8 protein-coding genes and 1 pseudogene are annotated in these 8,217 nt (G+C 31.8%); 7 read left to right on the top strand and 2 right to left on the bottom strand.

Annotation, left to right across the window (positions count from 1 at the left end; translation table 11 throughout):
• Positions 1–1,449, bottom strand: a pseudogene (locus QZ824_RS09630) (hypothetical protein); the annotation flags it as partial.
• A 156-nt stretch (positions 1,450–1,605) separates the two neighbouring features.
• Between QZ824_RS09630 and folE the strand changes: the two are divergent.
• On the top strand, positions 1,606–2,277 hold the full coding sequence (gene folE, locus QZ824_RS09625; RefSeq protein WP_291275809.1) for a GTP cyclohydrolase I FolE: 672 nt from the start codon (positions 1,606–1,608) through the stop codon (positions 2,275–2,277).
• Positions 2,278–2,307: 30 nt separating this feature from the next.
• Positions 2,308–3,789 (top strand): cysteine--tRNA ligase, encoded by a 1,482-nt coding sequence (gene cysS / locus QZ824_RS09620; protein WP_291275808.1) that lies wholly within the window; start codon positions 2,308–2,310, stop codon positions 3,787–3,789.
• Between the two features lie 145 nt (positions 3,790–3,934).
• Here the strand turns inward: cysS and QZ824_RS09615 are convergent, their stop codons facing one another.
• Complete coding sequence (locus QZ824_RS09615) at positions 3,935–4,552, bottom strand: hypothetical protein (RefSeq protein ID WP_291275807.1); 618 nt, start codon at positions 4,550–4,552, stop codon at positions 3,935–3,937.
• A 155-nt stretch (positions 4,553–4,707) separates the two neighbouring features.
• On the opposite strand from QZ824_RS09615, the gene yidD reads away from it, so the two are divergent.
• From yidD to def, 5 genes are all read left to right on the top strand, one after another.
• Positions 4,708–4,935, top strand: a complete 228-nt coding sequence (yidD, locus tag QZ824_RS09610) for a membrane protein insertion efficiency factor YidD (RefSeq protein ID WP_291275806.1) — start codon at positions 4,708–4,710, stop codon at positions 4,933–4,935.
• 26 nt (positions 4,936–4,961) lie between these two features.
• Positions 4,962–5,885, top strand: coding sequence for a prolipoprotein diacylglyceryl transferase (gene lgt / locus QZ824_RS09605; protein ID WP_291275805.1), 924 nt, complete (start codon positions 4,962–4,964; stop codon positions 5,883–5,885).
• A gap of 133 nt (positions 5,886–6,018) precedes the next feature.
• Positions 6,019–6,867, top strand: coding sequence for a dienelactone hydrolase family protein (locus QZ824_RS09600; protein WP_291275804.1), 849 nt, complete (start codon positions 6,019–6,021; stop codon positions 6,865–6,867).
• A 268-nt stretch (positions 6,868–7,135) separates the two neighbouring features.
• Positions 7,136–7,552 carry a Holliday junction resolvase RuvX gene (gene ruvX / locus QZ824_RS09595; RefSeq protein WP_291275803.1) on the top strand — a complete coding sequence of 139 codons (417 nt, stop codon included), beginning with the start codon at positions 7,136–7,138 and terminating at the stop codon, positions 7,550–7,552.
• Positions 7,553–7,597: 45 nt separating this feature from the next.
• A complete protein-coding gene (gene def, locus QZ824_RS09590) occupies positions 7,598–8,185 on the top strand; it encodes a peptide deformylase (protein WP_291275802.1) in 588 nt (195 codons plus the stop codon).
• The last annotated feature ends 32 nt before the right edge of the window (positions 8,186–8,217 follow it).

Genomic DNA, 8,217 nt, shown 5'->3' with positions numbered 1-8,217 from the left:
AGGAGTACCTGTAAATGTTAAATTCGTCGACGAACCTAAACATATTGAAGCTGAACCAGAAATCGTAACCGTAGGCTGAGCTACAACATGCAATTGAAAAGTTGTGTAAGCAAAATTCAATGGATTAGATACTTCTTCTCTTCTAACATGAATTGTCTGTGGATTACTAATATTCGAATAAGCATTTGTTGGTGTTATAGCATTAACGTCTCCATTAGCGTCGGCCTGTGAAGTGTGATAAGTAACAACATAATTTGATGGATTAGGAATCATCAATGCTAATGCTGTTTGAGGATCAAAATTAAATACAGCAATACCATCATTACTAGCGTCATCACATAAAGTTAAATCAGGCAAAGTAAATGGACAAATTTCTGTAATCAATGAGACTTGAACTACTTCTCTACATCCAGTTCCCGAGGCTACGTTTTCAGCTGCAAAATAAACTGTTTGACCATTCGTTCCTGGAAAAGCAGACCACTGAGAAAATGGTATCATATTAACGTTATTGAAAGCATCATTCTGAGTAAGATAAAATCCTATATTTTCCAAATCTGCCATCGAATAACCATTTAACATATGTGGATAAATAGATGTTAAATTAAAAAGTAACGGATTAACGTTATTACATAATTTAACTTGTTGAGGAGATGTTAATGTTGCTCCGCTAGTATATATTATATTGACACTATCTGACGCAGGAGCAGTACATCCTGGTCTTGTTACGGTAACAGACCATGTTCCTGACTGATTTACTGTGATAGTCTGTGTGGTATAAGAAGGTTGCAATACTCCATCTAGATACCATTGATATATAGGCACACCTGGTATAGTTGGTGTACTTAAAAAAGTTGCGGTTAAATTTTTTGGTGCTGGACAAGTTATAATATCAGGACCTAAATCCACACCACAAACGATATTACAGTTGGTCGAACCAGCACCTGCATTTCCTAAATTAGTTTGCGTAAGCGTAATTTGACCTGCTTGATTTGAGTAGTTCGTAATCATAATCATGTAATATTGCCCCGCAACTGCTCCTGGAATAGTAAAATTTTCAGTTGCCGCAGCCGAATAACTACAAGCTACAACATTACTAGGAAAAGAAGTATTACCATCTGGATAATCATACAAACCTGTACATTGTGGAGAAGCAAATGGCCCCCAACAAATAAAGTCAACATCTTGATTGTTGTAATTAGGAGCATTACTCCCTTGAGTTAATGTAAAATTTAGATTCCCCGAAGTTCCAATTTGGAAGAAAAACCAAGCAGGATTGGGTGCCGAACCTAAACATCCTGGGCTACCGGTACTTGGTACACTAGTAGTATTAGGAAATGTTAAAGTCGATCCACCAGCACAAAAAGCAGAAGCAGTAGCGCATGTGGATCCTTGAGAGAACGTTAAATTTAAACTCAATAGAGTTAAAATCAACAGCGTAATTTTTTTCATTATTAAAAAATTATAGTTGTTTGGTAATTATAGTTGAATTAGCAAATTTAATAAAATATATTATTTTTCAATTAATTTTATGTTAAATTACATTAATTTATGATTTTGAAACCAAAAAAATTATCTTTGCAAAAAATTGCAATCAAAAAATAAGAAATGAGTATTGATAACGAATTTTTAGATGAAATGGGCGATAATCATATCGCTACAAGTTCAGATACCCCTTTGAGAGCTGACGCTTTCACTATTTCAGATGAAGAAAAAATTGAGTCAATCAAAAAGGATGTAGAAAGCATACTGACAACATTAGGTATGGATTTAACTGACGATAGTTTAAAAGGCACTCCTAATCGAGTAGCTAAAATGTTTGTGAAAGAAATTTTTGGTGGTTTAAACCCAAACAAGAAGCCAAGTTCATCAACATTTGACAACAAATATAAATATGGTGAAATGTTAGTAGAAAAAAATATTGTTGTTTATTCTACTTGTGAACATCACTTACTACCTATAGTTGGTAGAGCTCACGTTGCCTATATTTCTAATGGATCAGTAGTTGGATTATCTAAGATGAATCGTATTGTAGACTATTATGCCAAACGACCTCAGGTTCAAGAGAGATTGACTATACAAATTGTAAAAGAACTACAAAAAGTATTAAATACTGAAGATGTAGCCTGTGTTATAGATGCAAAACACTTGTGTGTCAATTCGAGAGGAATAAGAGATATTGAAAGTAGTACAGTTACTGCTGAATTCGGAGGGAAATTTAAAGAGGAACAGACGCGAAGAGAATTTTTAGATTACATCAAATTAGATACTCAATTTTAAACAAACAATTTGTTACCTAGCTAAAGATAAATGGAACTTTATAAAGAACATCAATTAAAAATATATAATTCACTTACTGGAGAAAAAGAACTATTTAATCCAATTCATAAAGGAAAGGTAGGCATGTATGTTTGTGGACCTACTGTTTACAGTTATGTTCATTTAGGTAATGTTCGCACATTTTTATCTTTTGATATGGTATATCGTTATCTTTCTCATTTAGGTTACAAAGTAAGGTATGTAAGAAATATAACAGATGCTGGTCATTTAACTGATGATGGTGATGTTAATAACGACAGATTTGTAAAACAATCTCGATTGGAAAAATTAGAACCAATGGAGATTGTACAAAAGTATACAGTTTATTTCCATAAGGTGATGGAGTTATTCAATGCATTTCCACCAACAATAGAACCTACAGCTACTGGACATATTGTTGAACAAATTGAATTAACAGAAAAATTAATAAATAATGGCTTAGCTTATGTTAGCAACGGATCTGTTTATTTTGATGTTTTTGAATACAACAAACGCGGTTTAAATTATGGTGAATTAAGCAATAGAAACATTGAAGAACTTTTTGCTAACACAAGAGATTTAGACGGACAAAACGAAAAAAGAAACCCACAAGATTTCGCTTTGTGGAAAAAAGCATCACCAGAACATATTATGCGTTGGAATTCTCCTTGGGGAGAAGGCTTCCCTGGTTGGCATTTAGAGTGTACAGCCATGAGTACCAAGTATCTTGGTGAAAAATTCGATATTCACGGAGGAGGGTTAGATTTAAAATTCCCTCATCACGAATGTGAAGTAGCTCAAGGAAAAGGTTGCAATCATGAAAACCCAGTGAATTATTGGATGCATGCCAATATGCTTACAATGAATGGGCTTCGAATGAGTAAGTCGACTGGAAATTTTGTTTTACCCATGGAGTTAATAGAAGGGACTAATTCAATTTTTGAAAAAGAATTTCATCCTTCAGTAATTCGTTTTTGTTTCCTTCAAGCACATTACAGAGGAGTACTCGATATTTCTAACGAAGCATTGATCGCAAGTGAAAAAGGATACAATAGATTAATGGAAGCCATTGATTTATTGCCTTTATTACAACCAAGTTCAAATTCAACATTTAATGTAGAAGCCTGGAAAAAAGCCTGTTATAATGCAATGAATGATGATTTCAACACCACTATTTTAATTGCTCAATTATTTGAAGCTGTGAGAGTCATCAACTTAATTAATGATAAAAAAGAAACATTAACGGCTACAGATTTAGAAACTTTCTCAACTACGATAAAAAGTTTCACCTTTGATGTTTTAGGTTTACTTTCTAAAAAAGAGAGTGGACAAAACACAGACAAGCTAGACTCCGTTTTGGAAATGTTGATACAAATGAGAAATGAAGCTAGAGCTAATAAAAACTGGGCACTTTCTGATGAAATTAGAGATAAATTAGCAGCATTAGGTATTCAATTAAAAGATGGAAAAGAAGGCACTTCATTTCTCTATTAATAATACTAAATTCACAACATAAAAAAGCCACTCAAATTTTGAGTGGCTTTTTTTCCTAACCAAAAATTAAACTAGAACTTGAATAAATTTTTACACTTTCGTGAAATTTTATCTGCTCTCATTAATTTACTTTCTATCTATAATATTAGAATAAGAATTTAACCCCTACTCTTAAACCTCCCACATTTCTTGAACCTGTCAAATCAAATGGATTAGCGTTAAAACTTACATCAGTAGTCTTATCCCCTACATTAGGTTTAGTTGTAGTTGAAGTAAAGTTAACTAATGAAAAAGAAGTTTCTACTGTCATCCATTTGTTTACGATAAAGTCAAAACCTGGAGCAATATCTACACCAAAAGAAGTCATTTTATCATCAGAAATTTTATCCTTACCAAAAGTCATTGGTAATGAAGCTTGACCAAATAAGAAAAACTTACCTCCAATTCCCCAGTATTTTCTAACTAATGGCTGAACAATAAATGCAGACGACTCTGCTGTTGTAGTTGTAACTGAACCTGTTTTAGTTTCTGTTTTACCATTGATAACACCCACAGCTAAACCAACAGTTGTTGTTGGAGCAACAAAATAACCAACTACTGGAATAATAGCATTAGAAGTAGTTTTTACAGTACCATTATCATTTGAACCAAAAGATAATTGACCAGCAGCCCACCAAGTTCCTTGTAAACCTTTATTCGTTTCTTGTGCATTCGATGTTAAACTAAATAATGCAAAACCTGCTAATAATAATAATTTTTTCATTTTTCTGTTTGTTTTAAAATTATAGGACAAATGTAGGGTGGTATAAAGACAAAAAAACTGACTAATATCATAGTTTGAAAATTATTTTAACGCTAAAATTTCACTCTATTTTAATCTTTTTATACTTATATTTGCCAAAAAAGATAGCAATTACAATGCTTTTGAAGAAAATAGCCATATTCCCCTTTAAAATACTAATTCGTTTTTATCAATTAGTAATTTCGCCATTAACACCTGCTGCTTGTCGATTTGAACCTACTTGTTCAACCTATTCAATTCAAGCTTTAGAAAAACATGGCTTATTTAAAGGTAGTTGGCTTGCTTTCAAAAGAATTGCAAGTTGTCATCCTTGGGGAAAAAGTGGTTATGATCCTGTTCCTTAAAATTAATTAATTAAAATCACAAAAATATGATTTGGAATCCAACAGAAGGAATTGATTTAGGTTTTTTCATGATTCGTTTTTATAGCCTAACATGGGTAGCTGCGTTTGCTTTCGGATGGTATATAATGAAATATATTTTCATCAGAGAAAATGAAAGCATCGAAAAATTAGACAAACTATTTGTTTACACTATTGTAGCAACTATGCTAGGTGCAAGACTCGGACATGTTTTATTTTATCAACCTGAATTATTTTCTCAAGACCCATTGAGTATCCTTTTACCAATAAGTACTCAGGGTGGTTTACATTTCACTGGTTTTAGTGGTCTTGCGAGTCATGGAGCTGCAATTGCTATCATACTTACTATGTACTACATCAAAGAAAAAATACTAAAACGCCCATTATTATGGATTTTGGATCGAATAGTTATCCCTGTTTCATTTGGAGCTATATTTATTCGTTTAGGTAATTTTTTCAATTCAGAAATTTACGGAAAACCTACCCATGAAGATAGTTTTTTAGCTATGAAATTTATTAAAGGTGAAGACAATTTAACACCTAATGATGTTATACAAGCTACTCATATTTCTGATGCATCACAAGCTTACAATGCCATTGCAAAAGATCCGCAATTTAAAGATATTTTAAATGCTATTCCTTATAGATATCCTGCACAATTATATGAAGCCATCCTTTACATACCAGTTTTCATTCTTTTATTTTACTTATATTGGAAAACAGATGCTAGAAACAAATCAGGATTATTATTTGGCATTTTCTTGGTACTACTTTGGTCCATCCGATTTGGAGTAGAATTTGTCAAAGAAAGTCAAGGTGGATTTGAAGAATACCCAATGTTTAATTCTCTTTCAACGGGTCAATGGTTAAGTATTCCATTTATAATTCTTGGTTTTTACTTCATATATAAATCTCAAAAAAATATTAATTAACAAAAAATTAGCCTGCCACAAGCAGGTTTTTTTATAACAAAAATTTATGATATCATAAATTTTAACTCTATGAATTAACAAAAAATAAATTTACTAGTAACTAATTTCGTAAAAAATAAAGAATTAAATTGCTATGAAAAAGATCTTATTTTACTTAACATTAATGACAAATACGTTTGTATTTAGCCAATCTTGCTGTCAGCTAAATTTTGCCTCAAGTGATGGAAACATGGCCGTATTTACCAATGATCAAAACTTCATTGCTTCTCATTTAAGTCCATTGACATACAATCACAGCAGTGAAGTAGGAGGAAAAATGATAACATTCCCAACAAATGATGGAAAAAACGCCAATGCTTATGCTGTTATGGCCAAGAAGAAAACTAATAATTGGTTATTCGTTTATCAAGAATGGTGGGGGTTGAATGATCATATAAAAAAACAAAGTGATATTTTTTACAACGAGTTAAAAGGTGATGTTAATGTATTAGCAATCGACATGTATGATGGTAAAATTGCGACTAAACCAGAGGAGGCAGCCAAATACATGCAAAGTGCTGATGAAAAGAGATTGGAAACAATAGTCTTAGGAGCGCTTTCATTTGCGGGTAAAAAAGCTAAAATTGCATCTACAGGATGGTGCTTTGGTGGAGGATGGTCGCTTAAATCAGCTATTTTAATTAAAAAACAAGCAATTGGTGCAGTAATGTATTATGGAATGCCCGTAAAAGACATAGAAAAACTCAAAACATTAAATTGTGATGTTTTAGGTTTATTTGCTACAGAACAATGGATTTCAAAAGAAATTATTGAAGAATTTGCGGAGAATATGAAAAAAGCAAATGAAATATTAAATTATAAAATTTTCGAATCAGAACACGCTTTTGCTAATCCTAGTAATCCTAAGTACAACGAAAAAGATGCTACTGAAGCAAATAAAATGGCTATTGATTATCTAAAGAATAAATTTCAAGTCAGATAAAAAAAACTTCCCTATAAATAAAATACCCCAAAAGGCACTGACGTTTTGGGGTATTTTTATATCAAAAGCAAAGTTTCACTTCTACCCTATTCAAACAACTAAATTAATTTCAATTTTTAATTAATCAAAAAAGATAAATTCCTTTTGCAAATTATAATGAAATTAAAGCATAAATAAACCTTAAACGCTCTTGTCTCACTTGAATTGATAAAAAAGAATGAGAATTATGAGTTTGAAAAATTGTATTTTTGTTTTCTATTTATAAGTTATGGCCAGAATTTTAGCGCTTGATTACGGACAAAAACGTACAGGGATTGCGGTTACAGATGAAATGCAAATTATAGCAAGTGGACTAACCACTGTTGAAACAACACAATTATTTGATTTTTTAACCAATTACTTTATAAAAGAAAAAGTAGAAAAAGTAATTATTGGAGATCCCAAACAAATGAATGGAACACCTTCTGAAAGTGCAATTTATATCGAAAAATTTTGTGAAGATTTCCGAGTAAAATTTCCAAAATTTCCTTTAATAAAAGTAGACGAACGCTTCACTTCAAAAATGGCTTTTCAAACCATGATTGACAGCGGTTTAAAGAAGAAACAACGTCAAAACAAAGGCTTAATAGATGAAATTGCAGCTACCATTTTACTTCAAGATTTTTTAAATCAAAAGTTATTCTAAAATTAAGGGTAAAATCCGTACTTTTGCCCCATTAAAAATACAGTTATGATTTTACCAATATATGGCTATGGAGAGGCGGTATTGAGAAAAATAGGAGAAGATATTACTCCCGAATACCCTAATTTACAACAAACCATTGCAAACATGTACGATACCATGTATCATGCTTGTGGGGTTGGATTAGCGGCTCCACAAGTTGGATTACCTATTCGCTTGTTTATTATTGACACTACTCCGTTTGCAGATAGTGATGAAGTTTCTAAAGAAGAAGCAGAACAACTGAAAGATTTTAAACGCACCTTTATTAATGCTAAAATCCTAAAAGAGGAAGGGGAAATTTGGGGTTTTAATGAAGGTTGTTTAAGTATTCCTGATGTTCGTGAAGATGTATTTCGTCATGAAAAAATTACAATTGAGTATCAAGATGAAAATTTTGAAAACAAAATCGAAATTTTTGATGGATTAATTGCACGTGTAATACAACACGAATATGATCACATAGAAGGTATATTGTTTACTGATCATTTATCTGCTTTACGCAAAAAAATGATTGGAAAAAAACTGCAAAATATCATGGAAGGAAAAGCAAGGCCTGACTACAAAATGAAATTTGCTAATTTGAAAATTAAATAATTCCTAAAACTTTTTGTCGATTAGAGTTTAAA

The sequence above is a fragment of the Flavobacterium sp. genome (assembly GCF_021151785.1).
Classification (GTDB): Bacteria; Bacteroidota; Bacteroidia; order Flavobacteriales; family Flavobacteriaceae; genus Flavobacterium.
The sequence above is the reverse complement of the archived record's forward strand: the minus strand, read 5'-3'. Positions and strand labels throughout refer to the sequence as shown.

Bases quoted from the DNA above. Each gene is read 5' to 3' on its own strand.
- folE (WP_291275809.1), top strand. From the start codon at position 1,606: ATGAGTATTGATAACGAATTTTTAGATGAAATGGGCGATAATCATATC.
- cysS (WP_291275808.1), top strand. From the start codon at position 2,308: ATGGAACTTTATAAAGAACATCAATTAAAAATATATAATTCACTTACT.
- QZ824_RS09615 (WP_291275807.1), bottom strand. From the start codon at position 4,552: ATGAAAAAATTATTATTATTAGCAGGTTTTGCATTATTTAGTTTAACA.
- yidD (WP_291275806.1), top strand. From the start codon at position 4,708: ATGCTTTTGAAGAAAATAGCCATATTCCCCTTTAAAATACTAATTCGT.
- lgt (WP_291275805.1), top strand. From the start codon at position 4,962: ATGATTTGGAATCCAACAGAAGGAATTGATTTAGGTTTTTTCATGATT.
- QZ824_RS09600 (WP_291275804.1), top strand. From the start codon at position 6,019: ATGAAAAAGATCTTATTTTACTTAACATTAATGACAAATACGTTTGTA.
- ruvX (WP_291275803.1), top strand. From the start codon at position 7,136: ATGGCCAGAATTTTAGCGCTTGATTACGGACAAAAACGTACAGGGATT.
- def (WP_291275802.1), top strand. From the start codon at position 7,598: ATGATTTTACCAATATATGGCTATGGAGAGGCGGTATTGAGAAAAATA.